16 protein-coding genes are annotated in these 21,393 nt (G+C 52.4%); all 16 read left to right on the top strand.

Annotated features, from left to right (window positions below; translation table 11 throughout):
* The first annotated feature begins 9 nt into the window (after positions 1 to 9).
* The 16 genes from B0G52_RS25965 (at position 10) to B0G52_RS25890 (ending at position 21,359) form a co-directional block, all read left to right on the top strand.
* Positions 10 to 906, top strand: coding sequence for a carbohydrate ABC transporter permease (locus tag B0G52_RS25965; RefSeq protein WP_094048713.1), 897 nt, complete (start codon positions 10 to 12; stop codon positions 904 to 906).
* An 84-nt stretch (positions 907 to 990) separates the two neighbouring features.
* The gene (locus tag B0G52_RS25960; protein ID WP_233163059.1) at positions 991 to 2,649 is read left to right on the top strand and encodes an extracellular solute-binding protein; all 1,659 of its coding nucleotides are present in this window, start codon (positions 991 to 993) and stop codon (positions 2,647 to 2,649) included.
* Positions 2,650 to 2,763: 114 nt separating this feature from the next.
* Positions 2,764 to 3,780: a LacI family DNA-binding transcriptional regulator gene (locus B0G52_RS25955; protein WP_094048711.1), complete on the top strand. Its 1,017-nt coding sequence runs from the start codon at positions 2,764 to 2,766 to the stop codon at positions 3,778 to 3,780.
* A 161-nt stretch (positions 3,781 to 3,941) separates the two neighbouring features.
* The gene (locus tag B0G52_RS25950; protein WP_143762650.1) at positions 3,942 to 4,982 is read left to right on the top strand and encodes a peptidyl-prolyl cis-trans isomerase; all 1,041 of its coding nucleotides are present in this window, start codon (positions 3,942 to 3,944) and stop codon (positions 4,980 to 4,982) included.
* 31 nt (positions 4,983 to 5,013) lie between these two features.
* The gene (locus B0G52_RS25945) at positions 5,014 to 9,444 is read left to right on the top strand and encodes a carbohydrate binding domain-containing protein (protein WP_094048707.1); all 4,431 of its coding nucleotides are present in this window, start codon (positions 5,014 to 5,016) and stop codon (positions 9,442 to 9,444) included.
* A 13-nt stretch (positions 9,445 to 9,457) separates the two neighbouring features.
* On the top strand, positions 9,458 to 11,020 hold the full coding sequence (locus B0G52_RS25940; protein WP_094048705.1) for an S-layer homology domain-containing protein: 1,563 nt from the start codon (positions 9,458 to 9,460) through the stop codon (positions 11,018 to 11,020).
* Positions 11,021 to 11,271: 251 nt separating this feature from the next.
* Positions 11,272 to 12,720, top strand: a complete 1,449-nt coding sequence (locus B0G52_RS25935; RefSeq protein ID WP_158223870.1) for an ABC transporter substrate-binding protein — start codon at positions 11,272 to 11,274, stop codon at positions 12,718 to 12,720.
* A 23-nt stretch (positions 12,721 to 12,743) separates the two neighbouring features.
* Complete coding sequence (locus B0G52_RS25930; protein ID WP_094048700.1) at positions 12,744 to 13,613, top strand: carbohydrate ABC transporter permease; 870 nt, start codon at positions 12,744 to 12,746, stop codon at positions 13,611 to 13,613.
* Positions 13,614 to 13,628: 15 nt separating this feature from the next.
* Positions 13,629 to 14,498: a carbohydrate ABC transporter permease gene (locus tag B0G52_RS25925; RefSeq protein WP_094048698.1), complete on the top strand. Its 870-nt coding sequence runs from the start codon at positions 13,629 to 13,631 to the stop codon at positions 14,496 to 14,498.
* 10 nt (positions 14,499 to 14,508) lie between these two features.
* Positions 14,509 to 15,642, top strand: coding sequence for an efflux RND transporter periplasmic adaptor subunit (locus B0G52_RS25920; RefSeq protein ID WP_094048696.1), 1,134 nt, complete (start codon positions 14,509 to 14,511; stop codon positions 15,640 to 15,642).
* Positions 15,643 to 15,779: 137 nt separating this feature from the next.
* A complete protein-coding gene (locus B0G52_RS25915; RefSeq protein ID WP_198960728.1) occupies positions 15,780 to 16,655 on the top strand; it encodes a helix-turn-helix domain-containing protein in 876 nt (291 codons plus the stop codon).
* A 160-nt stretch (positions 16,656 to 16,815) separates the two neighbouring features.
* On the top strand, positions 16,816 to 17,259 hold the full coding sequence (locus tag B0G52_RS25910) for a nuclear transport factor 2 family protein (protein WP_158223869.1): 444 nt from the start codon (positions 16,816 to 16,818) through the stop codon (positions 17,257 to 17,259).
* A gap of 33 nt (positions 17,260 to 17,292) precedes the next feature.
* A complete protein-coding gene (locus tag B0G52_RS25905; protein WP_094048692.1) occupies positions 17,293 to 17,724 on the top strand; it encodes a nuclear transport factor 2 family protein in 432 nt (143 codons plus the stop codon).
* A 78-nt stretch (positions 17,725 to 17,802) separates the two neighbouring features.
* The gene (locus tag B0G52_RS25900) at positions 17,803 to 18,432 is read left to right on the top strand and encodes a DsbA family oxidoreductase (RefSeq protein ID WP_094048690.1); all 630 of its coding nucleotides are present in this window, start codon (positions 17,803 to 17,805) and stop codon (positions 18,430 to 18,432) included.
* Between the two features lie 556 nt (positions 18,433 to 18,988).
* On the top strand, positions 18,989 to 19,768 hold the full coding sequence (locus B0G52_RS25895; RefSeq protein ID WP_094048688.1) for a TrmB family transcriptional regulator: 780 nt from the start codon (positions 18,989 to 18,991) through the stop codon (positions 19,766 to 19,768).
* Positions 19,769 to 19,868: 100 nt separating this feature from the next.
* The gene (locus B0G52_RS25890) at positions 19,869 to 21,359 is read left to right on the top strand and encodes an MFS transporter (protein WP_094048686.1); all 1,491 of its coding nucleotides are present in this window, start codon (positions 19,869 to 19,871) and stop codon (positions 21,357 to 21,359) included.
* Positions 21,360 to 21,393 lie beyond the last annotated feature (34 nt).

The following is a 21,393-nucleotide window of genomic DNA, read 5'->3' as shown; positions in this document are numbered from 1 at the left end:
GATGCGATCATGATTCGAGCAAGCGCAAGCGACAGGCTGCTCTCTATCTTCGTTTACTTTTGCCTGACGATTCTTGGCTTTGTCGCTTTCTATCCGTTCTGGAACGCGGCTGTCATCTCGTTTAACGAAGGTACGGATACGAGTATGGGCGGCATTACCTTCTGGCCGAGAGCGTTCACGCTCGCGAACTACCAAATCGTGCTGGAGAATAACCAACTGGTAAGCGCTTTCGTCGTATCGATTCTTCGAACGACGATCGGCACGGCGCTGGCCATCCTGGCCACCGCGATCTTCGCTTTCGGAATGTCGAGGAAAGAGCTGGCGGCGCGCAAATTTTACATGATCTTTTGCGTCGTCACGATGTATTTTAGCGGAGGCTTAATCCCCTACTATTTGCTGATACGGGACTTGGGGCTGATGGATACGTTCTGGGTAATGGTCATTCCCGGGCTCGTCAGCGTGTGGAACATGATCATTTTCAGAACCTTTTTTCAGGGACTTCCTGCGGGACTTGCCGAATCGGCCAAGATCGACGGCTGTGGGAATTGGGGCGTTCTGTTTCGGATCGTGCTACCGCTGTCGGGTCCGGTAATCGCCACGCTGGCTTTGTTTACCGCGATCAATCATTGGAACGACTGGTTCGCGCCCGGCCTGTTCATCTCGAACGCCGATCTGCTGCCGATCCAGACGAAGCTGCAGCAAATTCTGAACTCGAATCTGATGTCCCAGCAGATGTCTTTTCTGGATTCCGCGGCGGCAAGCCACATGCAAAGCATGAAGACGGTAACCTCCCGCTCGCTGACGATGGCGACGATGATGGTGGCGACGGTGCCGATCATCCTCGTCTATCCGTTTGTGCAGAAGTATTTTGTGAAAGGCGTCCTGATCGGGTCCATGAAAGAGTAACGTTGCGTCTAAGCCTTATGGCCTTGACGATAGATATCATCCATTTTTGAAAGGGGTAGAAGCAAATTGAAACAGAGAACGAAGATGACCGCTCTGCTGCTCGCGGGGGCGATGGCCCTCCTGCCGGCGATGACGGGATGCAGCAAGGGAGAACAGACCGAGGGAAGTCCGAGCGCAAGTTCGAGCCCAAGCGCAAGCACGGCAACAGGCGCCGCGTCGCCATCGCCGGCGGGAGACAGGTTCGAACTCGGCAGCGAGCCGCTGGAGTTCAGTTTCTACGGCAACTACGACTGGTACACGATGCCGAAGTGGGGCGGCGATCTGTCGTCGCAATGGATCAAAGAGAATAAGAAGGTCGACGTCATTGCTGTGAATTCGGGCGGATCCGCCATGCAGAAGCTCAGCACGATGATCGTGTCGAACAACTTGCCTGACGTGATTTGGACCGAGCGCGACGCGGAAGTCGAGAAGCTGCGCGCAGCCGGAATGCTCGTTCCGTTCGACGACTACCTGGACAAATATCCGAACTTGAAAAAATGGGCCGGCGAGGAGACGCTCAACATGCTTCGTTCTTCGGACGGCAAGCTGTATCAATTTCCGAACTGGTACACGAGCACGCCGCAAGGGAATGCGGGTTACGTTGTAAATTCGAAAATCTACAAGGAACTCGGCTCTCCGAAGCTGGAGACGACGGACGATCTGTACGCCTATTTGAAACAGGTCAAGGAGAAGTATCCGGATGTCGTTCCGTTCGAAGCGGGAGAAGGAGCGGTAGGGATAGATACGATGTATTCGGCATTCGGCGAAAATCGCACCGCCTATTTCACCGGGATGATGGGCGTTCCGGAAGGAAACGAACTGAAAAGTCTGTTCCTCGATCCGGCGTACCGCGAGTCTCTGCAATTCGCCAACAAGCTGTACCGTGAGAAGCTGATGACCCAGGACGCCTTCTCGCAGAATGGGGACCATGTGTCCGAGAAAGTGACGACAGGCCGCGTTGCGGTATTCGCTTCGGCGACTCCGACTCAGCTTGGAGCAAGAGGGGACACCGCTTTACGGGAAAAGGATCCGGAGGCTGGCTATTTCATGATTTGGCCGATTCACAAAGCAGGATTGGATAAAAACAAAATTTATCCCGGCAATTACAATCAATTGGGATGGAACGTCAGCGTCATTACGAAAGCGGCGAAAAATCCGGAGGCGATCTTTGCGTTCCTCGATTGGTTCACGGGGCCCGAAGGACAGCGAATCATTATTTGGGGGCCGGAAGGGATGTACTGGGAAGGAGCCGGTGAGGACGGCGCGCCCAAATTCACCGAGAAGTTCGTGACCGATCCCGTCGGGCGCAACAAGCTCATGGATTCGACAGGGGACTTGCAATGGAATGGCAATACGACCTTCATCGATCAGTCGAAGATGAAGTTCGAGCAGACGCTGGCCCCGGATCAGCAGAACTGGGAAACGCGCTGGCAGTCGCAAATTACTTGGAAAACGCAAATGAACGTGACTGAATTTTCGAATCTGGATCCGACCAAGGATTCTCCCGAAGGCATTATCGCTCAAAGCGTAAACGATATTTTGCTCAAAGTACGGGCGCAAGCCGTGCTGAATGCCAAGAGCGAGGAGGAAGTCGCGGCGATGCTCGATCAGGCGGAGAAGGACGCGCAGAAGGTCGGGTACGCTCAGTTGCTCAAGTACAAAACGGACAGCTGGCAGGAAAACTTAAAGCGCATCGGCAAATAAGCCATCTATCATTCAGAATGGATTTGGGCGGCGAGCTTGTTGGAACGGAGACGGCGGCAGGGTAGAATAGATTGTATATAGTAGAAGCAATAAGCGTGAGGGAGCTCTGTCGCCATGAAAAAAGCAAGCATTCTGGACGTTGTCGCGAAATCGGGCGTATCGCTGGCCACTGTCTCAAAGGTATTGAACAATTCGCCGACCGTGCGGGAAAGCAACCGGCAGAAGGTGCTGCAGGCGATCAAGGAGCTGGACTATCGGCCCAACTCCGCTGCTCGCAGTCTGGCCCGGGGATCGACCGGCGTTATCGGGCTGACGCTCGTCACTTTGCAGGACACCGTGTTCGACGGCATTGTGCAGGCAGTGAACGAGTATTTGGAGGATAACGGTTATTTCCTGGCGTTGTCCATCTACAATCCTGAGAAGCACGATACCGAACATGTTTTGTTCCAGGAGGATCGCGTGGACGGCATCATCGTCCTCTCGCCGCTGAACGAGGAACGTTACGTCTCCGAGTTGGAGCGCAAGGGCATTCCTTTCGTCATTATTGATAACCATGATGAACGGACAAGGGCGATCACGATAAACGTGGATAACGATAAGGGCGGCTACGACGCGACGAGGCACTTGCTTGAGCTAGGTCACACGAAGATTGCGCATCTGAGCGGTCCGGGGCATTTTATGAGCGTTAGGCAGCGCAGGCAAGGATTTGAACGAGCGCTGGGCGAAGCCGGATTGCGGCCGCTTTGCGTTACGCACACGAGATTCGGCATACGGAGCGGGTTTAACGTAGGGATGGAATGGCTGCAATCCGGCGGCGAAATGCCGACGGCGGTATTTGCCGGAGACGACGCGTTGGCGCTTGGGTTTATGGAAGCTCTGAAGAGCCAAGGATATCGTATTCCGCAGGAGATATCCGTGATCGGCTACGACGATCAGGTCTTCGCGCAGGAAATTCATCCGCGGCTCACGACGATCCGCCAGCCGATGGAGCAGATGGGCCTGCAGGCCGCTCGCCGGCTGCTCAAGCTGATCGGAGGAGCGAAGCGCAACTCTTCGATCTTGCTGCAGCCCGAACTGATCGCCCGCGAATCGACGGCGCGGGTGCCGAGCGGCCGCTCGCAGCCGTCTTGATGGTCTAATTTTATTGATGTAGGTGCCGGCGGTTTCCATTCTGTTCGCAAGAAGGCGTGCAGACGACACCGGAGACCGCCGCGCCGTTTCGCATGAACCGAATTGTAAGCGGCATCATCCTTACGGGCCCTGCGACGATACAGCAAGCGGAGGAATGGAAAATGAAAGGCTCCTTGTTGAAGAAGCAAAAATGGGCGGTCGGAAGCGCGCTGTTGATCGCGCTGTGCGTTGCGTCGGCGCTTGTGGTTACCGCTTTCACCCGCAGCTCGCATGCCGTGGTTGGGCATATCAACGGCGATTCCGTGTCGGCGGAATGGTTCCGCATGCAGCTGCAGCAAGAAGCCGCCGGTACGTTCCAGTACTTTCATGAACAATACGGAGCCGAGGACAGCGCAGAATTCTGGAACCGCGCTCATGGCGGCGAAGTCCCGATCGAACATGCCAGGCGAGCCGCGAAGCGCAATCTCGTCGCCGTTATGGTTCAACTGCAGTTGGCGAAGGCACACGGTCTTCTGGACGACATCCGCTACGAAACATTCGAGCAAGAGCTCAAGGAAGAGAACGAGCGGAGGCGGGAAGCGCTGGCTACGGGCAAAATCATTTACGGGCCGACGGAATATGCCGAGCCGGATTTTTTCAACTACAGGTTCAGCAATCTGGTTATCCGCTTGAAGGAGAAGTTGCGGGAAAGCGATTTCCGGATGTCCGACGAAGAGTTGAGGCGCATGTATGAGTTCGACAAACGCAGCTTCAGCTTTATGAACAAGAGAGTTGTGCGAGTATCGGTGCCGACAGGCGAGGACGGCGCCAAGGCCGCCATTGAGGAAGCGCGAAATCGGGCGCTGGAAGAGGAAAATGGGGAAGCGTCTGCCGACGCTTACCGTTCTCCGCTCAAGGCGGAGGAGTTTTTGTTCGACAATCGGGCCGGCCGGGCGGATTATGCGGCTACCGGCGTGTCCAGAGAAGTCGCCAACCCATTGACGCAGGGTCAAGTCAGCGGAATCTATAAGGAGAACGGGTTTTACTGCTTCCTGAAAGTTGTCGAACTCTTCCAGGCGGAATTTCCCGATTTCGAAAGCCGGGTCGACGCGATGAAGCAGGAGCATACGGAACAGGAGTATGCGAGGCGGGTAGACCGGTTGGTTCGGGAAGCGAAGACGGAATGGAACCCGGAGGCATTGAAGCGTATGAAGATCAGATAAGAGTTTCCGGAACATAGAGGGAGATGAGAAGATGCGTACAGTAATTCGACAAGCCGTCTCGATCATGGCCATCGTCGCCCTTCTCGCGGGTGCGCTGATAACGGCGCCTGCCGAGACGGCGGCGGATGCGGGTCTCGGCACCAGCTACTATGTAGATTCGGTGGGCGGCAATGACGACAATGCGGGGACGAGCCCCCATACCGCATGGAAGACGCTGGAGAGTGTGAACGAGGTCGCGGCGTTCCAGCCGGGAGACCGCATTCTGCTCAAAGCGGGCAGCATCTGGACCGGCATGTTGAACCCGAAAGGCTCGGGCGCGGACGGCAGTCCAATCGTCGTCGACATGTACGGCACGGGGAACAAGCCGATCATTAACGGAGCCGGAATCGAATATCCCGATGCTCCTCTGCGGCTAGGAAATCAGTCTTATTGGGAGATTCGCAATCTTGAAATCACGAACAACGATTACGAAGAAGGCTATCGCGCGGCCGTGCTGGTCCGATCCGACAATCTACAGGTGAACCGTCACCTGGTGTTCTCCGGTCTGAACATTCACGATGTCAGAGGGGACAATCACTTCGGAGCGGGGAAATCCACCGGAGGCATCATCATCGACGCCCTGGGCTCCATCGGCACACGCTACGACGACGTACGGGTGGAGGGAAGCACCTTCACGACGGTAGACCGTACGGGGATCAATATCGGCTGGGTCGACGAGACGCTCAGCGGTCAGACGGGGTCTCCGAACTACCATACGAACATCGTCGTGAGGAACAACACGCTCAGCGATATCGGCGGCGACGGCATCATGGTCATGCACGCGAAGGCGCCGCTGGTCGAGTATAACGTAAGCCAGAGCGGCAATGTCAGAGCTTCCCTGAAGAGCCCGGCCGACGGCTTCTCGGTTGCGATGTGGCCGTGGTCCACGGATGACGCGGTGTTCCAGTTTAACGAAGTGTACGGAGAAAAGTGGAACGAGGCGCAATATCGCGTGTACGGCGGCTTCGGCGAAGACGGCACCGCATTTGACGTAGACGGGTTTAATTTCAGGAGCATTCATCAATACAATTATAGTCATGACAATCAAGGCGGATTTATGATGGTGTGCGGCAATGCGGACGTGTACTCGGACACCTCGATTATCCGGTACAACATCAGCCAGAACGACGGAGACGATCTGTTCGATATCAACGGTCCGAATCTTAACACTTATATTTACAATAATGTGTTCTATACCAAGGAAGGCATGAACGTCAAACCCTATCATTTCAGGGGCAACGGAGGATACTCCGACAATACGCAGAGCTATAACAATATTTTCTATAACCTGGGCACCGGGGACAACGTATGGGGCGAGGCGACGAACGTCGTGTTCGACTACAACGCGTTTTACGGTCATCATTCCGCGACAGAGCCGAACGATCCGCATAAAATCACCGCCGACCCGATGCTCGTCAATCCCGGCAGCGGCACGACCGGTCTGGATTCCCTGGAAGGTTACAAGCTGCTTGAAGGGTCGCCTCTGATCGACGCAGGCATGCCGATCGGCCAACTGGGCGGCATCGACAACGGAGGCCAAGATTTCTGGGGTCATGCGCTGTACAACGGCGCGCCCGACATCGGCGCTTATGAATTTACGACAAGCAATCTGCTCGTCAATCCGGGATTCGAAACCGGTGATCCAACGGGCTGGAGCTCGGCGGCGGGAACGGCGGCCGTGATTGGCGGCGGAAGCGCGCGCAGCGGCAACTATGCGATTCAGGCGAGCGCGGGCGGCGACATTGCGCAGAGCGTGTCCGGCAGCGTGTATGACAGCCGGGCGTACACGTTGTCCGCATGGGTGAAGACTGAGACGGGAGCCGTCGGAACGATCGGCGTCAATGCTTACGATAGTTCGAATGCGCCGCTTGCGACTGCGCTAATTGAAATGTCGGCATCGAATGCGTCGGCGTATGAAAAGGTGGAGCAAGCTTTCACGGCGCCGGCGGGAACCGCAAGATTGGAAATCTACTTCAAGGCGGCAGGCGGAGCGGCGTATGCGGACGACTTCTCGCTGGAGGCCGGGAATCCGGTCGGGCAGCCGCCAGCCGTACCGATGGGGCTTACTGCCGTTGCGGACAGTTCATCGCAGATTCGGGTAAGCTGGCAGACAGTCGCCGGAGCTGCGAGCTACGATTTGATGGTGGACGGCATGGAGATCGGACAAGTGTACAGCCCTTATACGCATGCCGGATTATCGCCGGGCTCATCGCATACTTATCGGGTAAGAGCCGTAAACGGGGACGGAGTCGGCGCCTGGAGCCCGACCGTCAGCGCGGTTACGCCGGCTGCGGCGACCAACCTTGTCGGCAATGCCGGATTTGAAGCGAGCGCGCTCGCGGATTGGGGCATTTGGGGCGGGACGCCGACGGTTGTCGCCGATACGCCGTCCGTTAAAATTGCACACGGGGGCGTCCAGGCGCTTCATCTGGCAGACGGGGCCAGCGTTTATCAGGATATCGCCTCGAATGTCATCGCGGACAAGCACTACACGTTCTCGTTCTGGGCGAACAATCCGGAGGACGAAGCCTGGATCGGGATCAGTTGTCTGGATCAAGCCGGCAACGGCATAGACGGCTGCGGTCTGGATTTTACGCTGGACGTCGGCGAAGGCTACAAACCGTACGTCGGCACTTTACGTACGCTGCCCGGCGTGAAGACGCTGCAGATCTACGCTGTTGCAGGCGCTTCCGTTTATTTGGACGACGTGCTGCTGGAGCGTTCGCCGCCGGTGCCTTCGGGCGTATCGACGATCCCTGCGGGCGGCTCCCGGATCGATGTCGTCTGGGCGGCTGTCGAAGGCGCGATGGGTTACGACATCCTGATCGACGATCAATTGATAACCGACGTGAGCAGCCCGTATGCCCATACGGGTCTGGAAGAAGGCGAGACGCATACTTATCGTATCCGGTCCAAGCACGGAGGCGGAGCCAGCGCTTGGACGCCAAGCGTCAGCGCAAGCCTGACCGAGCAGTCGAACCTGCTTACGAATCCCGGCTTCGAGGCAGGGACGACCGGATGGGAAGTAAGCTGGGGGGCGGAAGTCGTTGCGGGCATCGGTTATAACGGCGCCTATGGTCTCAGGGGAGACGGCTGGGACGGCCGCTCGCAGATGGTCTCCAAAGGCGTGGAAGGCGATAAGACGTATCTGGTGTCCTTGTGGGGCAAAGTGTCCGCGATCGAAGCGGGCAAACCGGATGCGGGCAAACCGGGACTGGGCACCATCGACGTCGTGTTCTACGACGGCAACAACGTTATGCTGCAAGGACACGCAACTCCGATCAGCGTCACGAGCGAGACGTTCCAGCATTATACGGGATCGTTCGTCACGCCTCCGGGCACTGCCAAGATGGAATTTTCGTTCCAGGCGAACGATCAGGGCGTCTTCGTCGCGGACGATATCGTTCTGGAGGCCAGCGTGCCTGCCGGATTGAAGGCGGCGCCGGTGAGCGAAACGCAGATTCAAGTGACGTGGAACGACGTGACGGGAGCAACCGAGTACGATCTGCTTGTGGACGGAACGCTTGCCAGCAATGTGACGTCTCCGTACCAGCATCAGGGGTTGGCCGAGGGCTCTGCGCATACTTACCAAGTGAGGGCGACGAGAAGCGACACGGGGACGAGTACTTGGAGCGCGCCGATTACTGCGGTTGCGCAGAAGTCGATCGTCAACCTGCTGCCGAACCCGGGGTTCGAGAAAGGGGACATGTCCGGCTGGAACCATGATGCCCCCGACAATGAAATTTACGGCGACGTGACTGTGGTGAAGGACGAGGTGCGCAGCGGTTTGTTCGCGCTGAGGTCCGGCGCGGCCTCCGGATTTCTGCATACCGGGATTACCGGGTTCACGCCTGGGCAATCCTACACGCTGCTCGTATGGGCCAAGGCGGTAGACGGAGCGGTCGGGTACATCGGCGTCAACTGCATCGACAGCGAAGGGAAGAAGATCAAGGACGGGGTTGTCGAGCTTGCGGTGACCAACGCCGATTACAAGCAACTCGGCGGCAAGTTTACGATCCCGGCCGGCACGGCGAGCCTGCAGCTCTACTTGACTGCGACCGGGAAGGGCGCCATCTATGCGGACGATTTCATGCTAACGAAGACTCAGCCTTCGTTTACGATCGTTGCTGCGGGACTAGACAGATCGTTTGGCATCCAGGCGGCGGCCAGCATCAAGCCGACTTCCGGAGCCATCGATCACAGCGGCAAGGAAACGGTCGTCTTCCAACTAATGGACGGGGACGTTCCCGTCAGCATCGTCTCGCTTATCGAAGATATTCAGACGACGAAGGAATTGACTGCGGAATTCCATGTAGCCGATCCGCAGAAGCCGTCGTATCGCGTAAAAGTATTCGTATTTGATCGGTTGGGCAGCAGCGCCGGCGCGGCGGAAAATTTGGCAGCGCCGAGAACGATGGAGTAACGGGGTGGCTGCCATGTTCAAGAAGGCAATGACCGCATTGATCGGCCTGTTCATTTTCCTTCAGCCGTCGGCTTGGGTAGGGGCTGAAGCGACGCAGATTACGCTGAACGCTGTCGAAGACAAGGCTCCGGGCGGCATGGTGACGATCTCCGGCAGCACGACGCTTGAAGAGTTGACGATAACCGTGCTGCGGCCGAACGGAACGATCCTCCATACGGACGTTCTGAACGGCGGCGGTTTCAGCGGACGGTTCAAGCTGCCGAACGATCTCGCCGCGGGCGCATATCGGGTGATCGCGGGGAACGCAACGACAAGCGCGACAACGTCGTTTAACGTTGCGGCGGCGCGCCCGGGTTCCGGAGGAGGCGGAGGGGGTTCCGCTCAGCCACCCGCAGCGCCTAAGGACGCGCGTATGGTCAAAATATCGTCTCCGTCGTTCGATGCGGCTAAGAGCAATGCCAGCGCCGACGTTCCGGAGAGCGATATGGTCCGGGCCCTTGCCGGCGGTGCGCAAGGAGAAGAACCCGTCACCGCGATTATCGAATTTCCGAAAGTCGAGGGCGCCGTCTCCTACACGGTGGGCATACCGGTTCCGTATCTCAACACAGCCGTCGAAACGCATCGCATCGAAATCAAAACCGAATGGGGACGGCTCTTGCTCCCGAGCCACATGTTAAATTCGCTGCGCCTGCAAAGAGCCGAAATCGCCAGGCTGACGATCAGATCGCTCGATCCTTCCGAACTGAACGCCAAGGCGCAAACCGTCATCGGAAACAGGCCCGCCATCGGAATCGAGCTGGCGGTCGATAACAGGAAGATCGCTTGGCATAATCCGCTTGCGCCCGTCGTCGTCTCGATTCCTTACGTCCTGACCGATGCCGAACGGGCTGCCACCGAGCATATCGTCGTTCTGTCGATCGATGAATCCGGCCGCGCCGTTCCGGTCCCGACCGGGCGGTACGACGCTTCGGCGGGGACAGTTTCTTTCAAGACGACCCGGTTCGAACGGTATGCGACGGCGTTTGTTTTTCGGACTTTTAACGACATCGACCGTTACGGATGGGCCAAAAAAGCGATAGAGGTGCTGGCTTCCAAAGGGGTGATCAGCGGGACATCCGAGCTTGCTTTCGACCCGGGAGCGCCCATCCGGAGAGCGGACTTCGTCCTGCTGCTGGTCAAGGCGCTAGGCCTGACCGCAACGGCAGGGGAGAGATTCGCCGATGTCGGAGAGCTGGATTATTATGCGGACGCCGTGGCTATCGCAAGGGAGCTGGGCATCGCATCCGGCGTCGGGAATAACGCGTTCAACCCCCGCGCTTCGATCTCGAGGCAGGAAATGATGGCAATGAGTCACAGAGCGCTTATCGTTGCGAACAAGCGGCTGGACGCCGGAGCGCCGGAAGAGCTGAGCGGGTTCGTCGATCGCGACCGCATTGCTTCCTATGCGGCGGATAGCGTGGCGACGTTTGTCCGCAACGGCATTGTTGCCGGCGACGGCAAGCGAATCAATCCGCTCGGCGATGCAACCCGCGCGGAAACGGCCGTTTTAATTTACAAAATTTATAATTTGCAATAATTGATTGCCGCAAACCGAACATACGACTCTTCGTAAAAAGGAAGCTCCCCCGTGAACAAGATTCATGGGGGTTGCTGCGTTTGCGGTCAAAAAAAGTAATCTTTCATGCACCATTTAACCCGATTTTTTCAGGGGCTACTACGTAATGGTCATCATCGGATACATTTTGTTTACATCTTGGACAGCTTTTTTTTACAACCTTGATATAGGATGAACCTTGGAATCGCGATTCATGGATGGGAGAGAAGCAGATGAGAAGAGTAACCTTGTTGATTGTTGGCTTTGCGATGCTTTTGACGATGGCGGCTTGCAGCGGCAGCGGCAGCAATGGGAGCGTCGGAAGGAATGACATTGCAATCCCGGACGGAGGCACAGGAACGGAGAGCGTGCGGAACGAAGACAAGCAGCCGGATCGAAGCGCCGGAGTTTCCCCAGGGGAAACGGAGAAAAATAAAGGCGGAAAAAAGACCATTGTATTGGCGACAGGAGGAAGCTCGGACTATTTCAAGGAAGCCAAAAAGAAATACGAAGACCGGCATCCCGATATCACGATTCAGTTGAAAGATTATCGTGGCGAAGGAAAGCTCGACGAAAGCGAGTACGATAAAATCGTAACCAAGATGAACACGGAGCTGCTATCGGGAAAAGGGGCGGCTGATTTGATCGTCCTGGACTTTTTGCCTGTCGGCAAATATGTGAATAAGAAAATGCTGGTTGACTTGAGCGAAATGATGGAGCAGGATTCGTCGTTCCAGAAAGAGCAGTATTACAGCAACATATGGGACAACAGCAAGCTGAATGGCGGGCTATACAGCATGCCGCTCCATTTTTATATGGATTTCTTTTGGGTGGACGAAGAAGCCGTTTCGAAGACAGGCGTGAACATCGACGACAAAACATGGACATTCGACCAGTTTATCGATACGACAAAGGAATTGATCAAGAAAGGCAGTTATCCGCACGGGTTATTGGGCATAAGCAAGACAGGCGCCCTGGAGCTGCTGTTTCAAGATAATTACGCTGCGTTTGTAGATGAAGCCGGCAGGAAAGCGAATTTTGACTCCGACCTCTTCGTCCGGCTGCTTGAACAAGTGAACACCTTATTCGACGAACAGGTCATGACCGAAAACTATGAAGGGCTGCAAGGCTACTTTGATTTCAGAGCTTCAATCCGGTCGATCGAAGATTATTTCACCTATCCCGTCATGTTTCATGGCACAGGAAAGCTGTACCAAAAGCCGATTGCCGAGGGGCAGCAGACAGGCACGTATTTTACGACAGGCTATAACGTAGGCATCTATTCGAACTCAGCCGTGAAAAAGGAAGCATGGGACTTTATCAAGTTTTTGCTGTCCGACGAGATGCAAGGGTCAAAAAACAGGCAGGACCAAAACCGTTCGTATTTAATGTTCCCCATGAACAAAGCGACGCTGGAAGGACAATTAAAGGAATTGCTGAAAGAAGGAACGGTCAAGTTTGAAGATATGGATGGCAAGGTCAAAACCGTAAACATCACGGAGGCGGGGCTGAGCATATTCAAGCAACGAATCGCCGCGGCAAATAAACCGTTGCACCAAACGCCGTCACAAATCAGTGAGATCCTGTTTGAGGAAGCCAAAGCGTTCTTCAACAAGCAGAAATCGGCTGAAGACGCAGCGAAGCTCATTCAAAGCAGAGTCGGGATTTATTTGAATGAATAATACAGGAACAGGGAGTGGCGAGCATGAACATTCATTGGCGGAAAAAAGAGATTGCCGCGGCCTTCATGTTCCTGATGCCGAGTGCAGGAGGCTTCGCTCTTTTCTATGTCATTCCGTTTGCGATGGGACTCGTCTATTCCTTTCAGGACGGCACGCCGGATGGCGCATTTGTCGGATTGGCGGGCTATCGGGAGCTGCTGGCAAGCGCCTCCTTCCGCAAAGCGGCATGGAACACTGCGTTGTTCACATTCATGAGCGTGCCGCTCATGATCGGCAGTTCTTTATGCTTGGCGATTCTGCTGAACAAGAGCGTCTACCTCCGCAAATGGCTGAGAACGGCCTTTATCCTGCCGCTTGTCGTGCCCGTTGCCTCTGTCGTTTTTATATGGCAGATCGGATTCGACTGGAACGGGGCGGTCAACGCATGGATGCACAGCTTCGGGATGGAGCGAATCGATTGGATGAAATCGGACTGGGCCATCGTGACCGTAACGCTGGTCTATGCATGGAAGAACATGGGGTACAACGTCATTTTATTTTTGGCCGGCTTGCAGAACATTCCGGAAAGCTACTATGAAATCGCGAGGCTGGAAGGGGCGGGGCCCTTCACGTCATGGCGCAGCATTACGATGGTTTATTTGATGCCAACCTTGTTTTTTGTTGTTTTGATGTCGATTATCGGTTCGTTCAAGGTGTTTCGGGAAACGTACTTGATTGCAGGCAATTATCCGCATGACAGCATTTACATGCTTCAGCATTATATGAACAACATGTTTTTGTCGCTTGATATACAGAAGTTGACAGCTGCGGCCAGCTTGATGGTCGGAAGCATCATGATCCTGGTCGCCGGTCTTTATTTGCTGGAACGCCGTTTCAGGACATTCATGGAATAATGGGGGGAGGTCAAGATGGTTCAATTGCATAAATACGCGTTAACCGTTCTCCTTCTCCTTTTTGCCTTGATCACGCTGTTTCCGATTGTGCTGACCGTAACCGGTTCGTTCATGACAGAGCGCGAAATCGGGTTGAATTACGATCTGATCGGTAATATGACGAGCGCTGACGGAGGACCGCAAGGGCAGTTTGTCAATTGGAAGCTCGTTCCCGATTGGGTGACGCTTGAGCAATTCCGCAACGTCTTGATCGACTCCCCGACGTTTTTATTGCGATTTTGGAATTCGATGATGCTGGTTGCTCCCATTATCGCGGGACAAACAATCGTGGCGTCGCTTGCCGCCTTTGCGCTTGCCAATCTGCGTCTCCCTGGCAAGGATGCCTTGTTTCTTGTGTATATTGTGGCGATGCTGATGCCTTTTCAAGTTACGCTCGTCCCGAATTATATCATGGCGGATGAGTTGGGCATCTTGAACCGCGCGGCGGCCATTGTTTTACCGGGCATTTTCGCTCCATTCGGCGTGTTTTTGCTTCGCCAGTTTTACTTGCATATTCCGAGCCCGATTATCGAAGCTGCACGAATGGATGGGGCGGGATATGCTCGAATTTTCCTCGCGATCGTACTGCCGCTTGCAAAATCCGGCATTGCTGCTCTGGTTGTATTATTGTTTGCCGATTACTGGAATATGGTCGAGCAGCCGCTCGTTTTTATTGACGACCCGCTCAAGCATCCGCTATCCGTTTATTTGTCCCGCATCCTTGAAGGGGAGCGCGGCGTCGGATTTGCGGCATCCTTGCTCTACATGAGTCCGGTTATTTTGCTGTTCCTGTACGCGGAAACCTATTTTGTTCAAGGCATACAATCATCCGGCATCAAGGGATAGGGGGGAAAGGATGGAGCTGCAGGGAACGGATTTATCGGATGGAATCAGAAAACGGAAGCTCAGGTGGATTGCCGGGCTGTTCTTTGGGATATTGCTTCTCCTCACGTTTTTTAGCAATACCCTGCTCTCTGTCACGTTGCCTAAAGTAACAACGGAACAGCCGGTGCCAGGCGAACTAAACCGTATCATTGAAGGCAGCGGTGTTTTGAAGCCGCTGGAGGAAACGGAGCTTGCGCATGAGCTCGGGTGGAGGGTAAAGAAGGTAGAGGTAAAACAAGGGGACACGGTGGAAAAAGGCCAAGTATTGATCACCTATGAAACGAAGACGGTTGAACGACAGCTCGCGGACGAGCAAGCTGCGCTCAAAATTCAAAGGATACGCCTGGAAGCATTATTTGACGCTTTCAAAGCAGCGGGCAGGAACCAGGATTCCACGCTTATGGACAACGCAAAACGGGATCTCGAGACGCTCCGGCTTGAGATCGGTATCCAGGAACGCAAGATACAAGCACTGCAAGAAGATATGGAGCTCCATAGCCGTATCGTCGCTCCGTTTGCCGGCATCGTGACCAAGCTTGGCGCGACCGAAGGCTTGTCATCGTCCCCCGGCGCATCTGTCGTGAGCATTGCGAATCGAAGCAAAGGCTTCATGCTTTCCCTGACTTTGCCGGCTGACCGCGCTGAGCTGCTGAGTACGCAGGAAAAATTGGAGGTGGTCGTGAAAGACCGGGAAGTCAGGGTGCTGGAAGGAGAAGTTGTGGGCATTCAAGATGCAGAGCAATCGGAGACGGAATCAATGGAATCGCCCCCCATTTCCAAAATCGTTCAGATTCAAGTCCGGGACGAAGTACTGAAAGGCGGCGAAAAAGCGAGCATCCGAGTGAAAAAAACGCTGGTCGGCAAGGACCATCTCATGATCTCGAATGCGGCCGTTCACAACGACCGCGGCGGAAAATTCGTCTATGTCATTGATGAAAAGAAAGGGCCGCTCGGCAATGCCTTCCATGTACGCAAATCCTATATCTTGATCGCAGATGCGAATGAAAATGAAGCGGCGGTTCAGGAAGGATTGTATCCGATGGATACGATCGTCGTTGGAAGCAGCGAACCCTTGCAAGAAGGGGATCGCGTAAGATTAAAGTAGACTTTTATTAGGCATTGCGTTGCATCGGCAACAATCTGTAGCTTCGGCAAAAACAGGCGTTACCGTCCTGTCGATCGAATTGTGTTATAATACCTATGTGTCAAGCAGTGTCTGAATTGGGCATGGAGGTGATCGTAATGCATCATAAGATGAAATCATTTGCTACAATCGATTCGAAGCCCGTGATTTCGAGCGATCATTTGGGTTGGACGTCAATCAAGGTTTCGATGTGGGATCGGGTGTCTCCAAATGAAGCTTATGATGCCGCGCTGTCTTCCAAACACCTCGTCATGATACATGGATCAGCAGACCAGGTGAAATTGCATGCATTTGAACAGGCGGACCAACAGAGAGGCATCACTCGATCGGGTGATGTTCAAATTGTTCCCGTACAAACGAAGTTGTTTTGTCAATGGGAGCAATCGATTTCCTTCTTGAAGATGGAAATCGTTCCGACCTTCTTAGAGGAGGTTGCAGATGAATCCGGATTTGGCGAAACGGGTGAATTGATGTTGGAGCGCAAATTTCTGGTGCAGGACAAGAAGCTCCTACAGCTTGGCGAGTGGATGCTGGAAGAATTGTATAACGGAGGGGCGAGCGGTAAGCTTTATCGCGACTCCTTGGCGAACATGACGGCCGTTCATTTACTGCAGCACTACACGACAAGTTCCGAGAAGTGTATCAAGCTTTCCAAATTAACAAATCAGCAAATCACTCTCGTTATCGAATATATGCAAGCACATTTGGAAAAGGATATGTCGCTCGAAGAGTTGGCCGCGGCAGCCAATGTAAGTATATCTCATCTCGTGCGGCTCTTTAAAAAACAGACGGGATTAACGCCGCATCAATATTTGATTCAACTCCGGATTGAGCAAGCGAAAACGTTAATACGCTGCGGCCGACTGGGCATGAAGGAGATCGCAGTTCAAGTCGGTTTTGCAGATCAAGGTCATTTCACCAAGCTGTTTAAACGAACAACCGGTTTGACACCGGTACAATATGCCAAACGCTGACGGATGCGAACCATCGCTCCGTCGGCGTTTTTTATTTGCTCACTTTTCGGGTGACGCTTCATGCGTATTTTTGCCAAAAACGAACGTATTTTGATCAATCCAGTGCTACTCCGTTCCAGATATACTTGGGATAGTTCTTAACCAAAAGGAGTGAATGTTTATGGCTGATGTGCATCAAGATCGCGCCGAAATTTTCGACCTGTTCAACCTTTACGCAGATGCACTGGATTACAAACGGTGGGACATGTTGCAGGAACTGTTTACCGAGGATGTGACGACTGACTGGTTCGGTGTGTATCAGGTAAACGGAAGGAAAGAAGTCATCGCTTATATTAGCGAGCTTGTTGGCAAAGTTGGCAATACGCATCATATTTTGGGCAACTACACTGCAAAAATAAACGGGGATACGGCCGAAGCATCGGCACGTGTTCGCGCTTACCATGTCGGAGCTGGCGATAAAGCGCATTTGTTTGAAGAGTCGCTTGCCGCTTTCGAAGCGAAATTGATTCGAACGAAGGAAGGATGGCGCTTCAGCCATTTTGCCGAGCCGCTGTATGTGATGCTGGGCACGCAAGAAGTTTTCGGACTCGAAGATCCGCAATGATCTGAACAAAACAATGGAAAAGAGGAACTTGGAATGAATGGCAAAGAGATAGTCAACAAATTACTCGAAGCGGAAGCAAAGCAGGATGTTCACGGAATGGCCGTTTTCATGGCGGACAACATTATTTATGAAACGCCGTTTGCCTTGCCGGGCGTACCTGACCGCGTTGAAGGAAAGGGTACATTGATTGAAATGCTGGATCAGTTTATCGGCAAGGAAAGCGGCATGTATACCTCCTGGGATATTTATAATATTCGGGTTTATCCCGGAGGCGAACCGGATCTGTTCTTCGCTGAAATGAAAGGGCAAGGTGTGGTGGCCCAAAACGGGCATCAATACCGGCAATCCTATATCAGCTTGTTTCGTGTCACCGACGGGCGTATCAGCCTCTGGCGCGAATACTTCAATCCCATTCCGTTGCAGGAGGCTATTGCTTCCCTGCAAACCGGGCAAGCATCGAACTGAGTGATTTCTTTTACTTATGTTGGCGATAACGGAAGTAGCTGTTACCATCGCAGCACATTCAAGGGGTGAACAGTCTAAATGAAGGTGGATATCTTTTTTGATACGATTTGTCCTTGGTGCCGGATCGGCAAAAATCATTTGATTCAAGCGATAGAAACCTGGAAGGGAGATAAGGTCGACGTCCGCTTCCGGGCGTTCTTACTGGATGCCAGCGTACCGACAGAAGGCCGGGATTACAGCCTTGTGATCGATCAATTCGGGGGTAAGGCTAGAGTCGATACGATGTTTGCCCAAGTGTGTAAAATTGGTGAGGTATGCGGGCTCAATTTTCACTTTGACCGTATTAAAAAAATGCCCAACACCATGCTTTCGCACCGTTTGATAAAACTAGCGCCGAAGGAACGAAAATCTGCGGTTATAGAGTTGATATCCAAAGCTTATTTTGAAGATGGTTTGGATATTGGCCGAATGGACACGCTGTTGGAAATAGCCGATCGTGCCGAATTAAACCAAGCTGAAATGAAGAAGCAATTGCTTAGCCAAGAAGGGATTGCGGAAATACATGAAGATGTAACATTGGCGCAGAAGGTGGGCATTCGGTCGATTCCGTATTTTATTATCAACGATCGTTATTCACTTCAAAATCCTCAATCAGCTGATAGCTTCTTAGAAGCTTTTGAACGCATTAAGGAGAAGCAGTTTTCATGAGCCGTACGGGACGAGTCTGACGGTCGCGATATGAGCGGGAACTTCGATGTTAAGGGATTGGTGGCTGTTAAACATCAGGCTGGGCGTGTAGTTACCGTAGCCAAGGCTCTGAGAAAGGGATGGGGAGACTGATCGGTCGGGTCTGCATTTCGTTTAGATAAGGAGCCTATCAGGTTTTAGACAATGGTCTTCATAGCGCGAATATTACTTATTTGAAAACGAAAATCCCGGATTTACGAGTTAAAACGGAATCCGGGGTAATGACAAAAAACTGCGGAAGCAACAGGATAGAATTGGGAACTCAATGCTTACCCAGTTTTGGGAAAGCGTCTTCGCCGCTCAAGCAATTTCTCGAAATGTCCGGTTCGTTGTGAGCACAAGGAAAGCTGACCAATAAAATCTATCGACCAGAATAATAGCCAGGAATCTGCAAGGAGGTCAGATAAAGTATTAGGTCTGGTTTAGGGCAAGTGACCACGCGATATAGAAATTGACTTTTGAATATATATGTAGTAGTATTTTGAAATACCAACAAAAACGAAAAGGAGGTCTTGTCTTGATTCATGAGCTTCGAAATATCGGCTTATCCGATCTTGAAGCCCGGTGTTACATGGTGCTTCATGAAGAACCTAAAATTTCCGGGTATGAGGTTGCCAAGAAAGTATCTGTTTCCCGCACGAATGTATACGCGGCACTTCGCTCATTAACGGATAAAGGGGTTTGCCGCACCATAGAAACCGACCCCGTCCTTTATGACGCGGTCCCCATACGTGAGCTTATTCGACAGCTAAAATCGGATTTTGAGCAAACAGCCCAAACACTTCTGGAGAAATTGCACGCTCCTCCAAAGGCGTCCTATTCGTTTTATAGTTGGCAGGGGGAAGAGCCGATTAGGACGGCCATTCAGCGAATCATCGCCAACGCGGATAAAACTGTTATCGTTGACATATGGGCTGAAGATATTCATTGGGTTGAGAATTATTTGCTTGAAGCAGAAAATCGGGGCGTTGCCGTCACGTTGATATCGATTGGCAATTGTCATACCCGCCTCAAACATGTGTTGGTGCATAGACGGAGCGAGGAATGGATAAACGTTGCTTCCAGGAAGTTCTCTATCCTTGTCGATTCCCGTTCCGCCCTGCTTGGAAGCTTTGGACATATGCTTAAAACAACGGTCGTGGAAACTGACCATCCATCCCTTATCGAGTTGTTGCAAAACGAGTTTTACCACGATATTATTATGGAACGGATCGAGCAGGATTTTAACCATGAGTTGGTTAAAAAGTACGGGAATCATTATGAACATATTATTCAGCAGTATAAGGAATACTTTTAGCCTTCCAATGAAGTATTCCCTTTTTTTGTTGATTTTTTAGTAGTATTCATCAATACTCCCTTGATTAAATGAATTATCGAAGGAAAGGATAAAGAAGAATATGAACTTAACTACAGAAAATAGGCCAGATCCAAAACGATGGTGGGCATTGGCTGTTTTATTGCTTGGAACGTTTATGGTGATTTTGGATTCGTTTATTGTGAATGTCGCAATTCCAACGATTCAGGAACAATTGAGTGCCAGTTCAACACAAATTCAATTTATTGTGGCAGCTTACGTTATTTCGTATGCAGTTGTATTGATTACCGGTGCTCGAATGGGAGACTGGTTAGGTAGAAAGAATCTGTTTATTATTGGCATGGGTCTGTTTATTGTTGCATCTGTGCTATGTGGATTTTCAACAAGCGCAAATTTTCTCATTTTCTCCCGGGTCATTCAAGGAATCGGGGCTGCGTTACTGATTCCCCAGGTCCTGGCTATTATTCAGATCATTTTTCCGCCAGAGGAAAAAGGAAAAGCGGTTGGATTTTACGGGGCTGTAAGCGGACTCGGATTAATCGCGGGTCAAATTATCGGTGGTGTGATGATTCACTGGAATGTCTGGGCGCTTGGCTGGCGTTCAGTCTTTTTGATTAATCTTCCGATTGGTGTACTTGCCATACTGCTCATTATTCCGTTAATTCAAGAAACGCGTTCGGCTGGAAAAAAGAACATTGACATGCTCGGTATTCTCATTCTGACAGGCACTTTGCTTTTGCTTACTTATCCTCTTGTTGTGGGAAGAGAGTCGGGATGGCCTATTTGGATCTACCTCAGCTTTGCAGGTGCGATTGCTGCCTTCTTTTTGTTCCTGGCCCATGAGAAAAGAATGGTCCGGCACGGAAAAAATCCGCTAATACCGACAACCATTTTTCATGAACGTACTTTTAGCATAGGCGTATTATCCATTCTAGCGTATCAAATCGGCAACAGTGGTTTTTTCTTTGTCGTCTCTTTGACTTTACAGGACGGCTTATTTCTATCGGCCATCGATTCGGCACTAGCATTTGTTCCGATCGGTGCAGCCTTTTTCCTTGCATCCATGCTTGGACCCAAGTGGGCAAAAAACAAACCTTCCATACTGAAATGGGGAGCTGTCGTACTGATTGTCGGCTATGCCGCCGTGATTGCAGTCTGTGTCTTTACCGCGGCTGAATTGCACTGGCAACAACTGATCGTACCGTTCTTCTTCATCGGATTAGGGCAAGGACTAGTTGGAGCGCCACTGATGGGAACGATTATGTCGGGAGTACGAAAGGAATATGCAGGATCGGCCTCGGGTATATTGAGCACATCCATGCAAACCGCAAATGCGCTAGGTATTGCCGTGATCGGTACGATCTTTTTCTCCTCCCTTATTCAGAATGACGACATTCATACAAGACCTGGGCTCGAATCCTATCTGCATGCATTTACGTGGTCTTTAGTTTGCAGTATTTTACTTGCTCTTGTCACTTTAGTCTTGCTCTATTACTTAAAACCCCGAAAAGTGGAACAAACAAAACATGAACAAATGACATCCAATACGACAAGGGAGTTGAAACAAACATGATACTGTCAATCATCAGGATATTCAAGAAAGTTTG

The organism is Cohnella sp. SGD-V74, assembly GCF_003001675.1.
Lineage (GTDB): Bacteria > Bacillota > Bacilli > Paenibacillales > Paenibacillaceae > Cohnella.
The sequence above is the reverse complement of the archived record's forward strand: the minus strand, read 5'-3'. Positions and strand labels throughout refer to the sequence as shown.

Bases quoted from the DNA above. Each gene is read 5' to 3' on its own strand.
- B0G52_RS25965 (WP_094048713.1), top strand. From the start codon at position 10: ATGATTCGAGCAAGCGCAAGCGACAGGCTGCTCTCTATCTTCGTTTAC.
- B0G52_RS25960 (WP_233163059.1), top strand. From the start codon at position 991: ATGACCGCTCTGCTGCTCGCGGGGGCGATGGCCCTCCTGCCGGCGATG.
- B0G52_RS25955 (WP_094048711.1), top strand. From the start codon at position 2,764: ATGAAAAAAGCAAGCATTCTGGACGTTGTCGCGAAATCGGGCGTATCG.
- B0G52_RS25950 (WP_143762650.1), top strand. From the start codon at position 3,942: ATGAAAGGCTCCTTGTTGAAGAAGCAAAAATGGGCGGTCGGAAGCGCG.
- B0G52_RS25945 (WP_094048707.1), top strand. From the start codon at position 5,014: ATGCGTACAGTAATTCGACAAGCCGTCTCGATCATGGCCATCGTCGCC.
- B0G52_RS25940 (WP_094048705.1), top strand. From the start codon at position 9,458: ATGTTCAAGAAGGCAATGACCGCATTGATCGGCCTGTTCATTTTCCTT.
- B0G52_RS25935 (WP_158223870.1), top strand. From the start codon at position 11,272: ATGAGAAGAGTAACCTTGTTGATTGTTGGCTTTGCGATGCTTTTGACG.
- B0G52_RS25930 (WP_094048700.1), top strand. From the start codon at position 12,744: ATGAACATTCATTGGCGGAAAAAAGAGATTGCCGCGGCCTTCATGTTC.
- B0G52_RS25925 (WP_094048698.1), top strand. From the start codon at position 13,629: ATGGTTCAATTGCATAAATACGCGTTAACCGTTCTCCTTCTCCTTTTT.
- B0G52_RS25920 (WP_094048696.1), top strand. From the start codon at position 14,509: ATGGAGCTGCAGGGAACGGATTTATCGGATGGAATCAGAAAACGGAAG.
- B0G52_RS25915 (WP_198960728.1), top strand. From the start codon at position 15,780: ATGCATCATAAGATGAAATCATTTGCTACAATCGATTCGAAGCCCGTG.
- B0G52_RS25910 (WP_158223869.1), top strand. From the start codon at position 16,816: ATGGCTGATGTGCATCAAGATCGCGCCGAAATTTTCGACCTGTTCAAC.
- B0G52_RS25905 (WP_094048692.1), top strand. From the start codon at position 17,293: ATGAATGGCAAAGAGATAGTCAACAAATTACTCGAAGCGGAAGCAAAG.
- B0G52_RS25900 (WP_094048690.1), top strand. From the start codon at position 17,803: ATGAAGGTGGATATCTTTTTTGATACGATTTGTCCTTGGTGCCGGATC.
- B0G52_RS25890 (WP_094048686.1), top strand. From the start codon at position 19,869: ATGAACTTAACTACAGAAAATAGGCCAGATCCAAAACGATGGTGGGCA.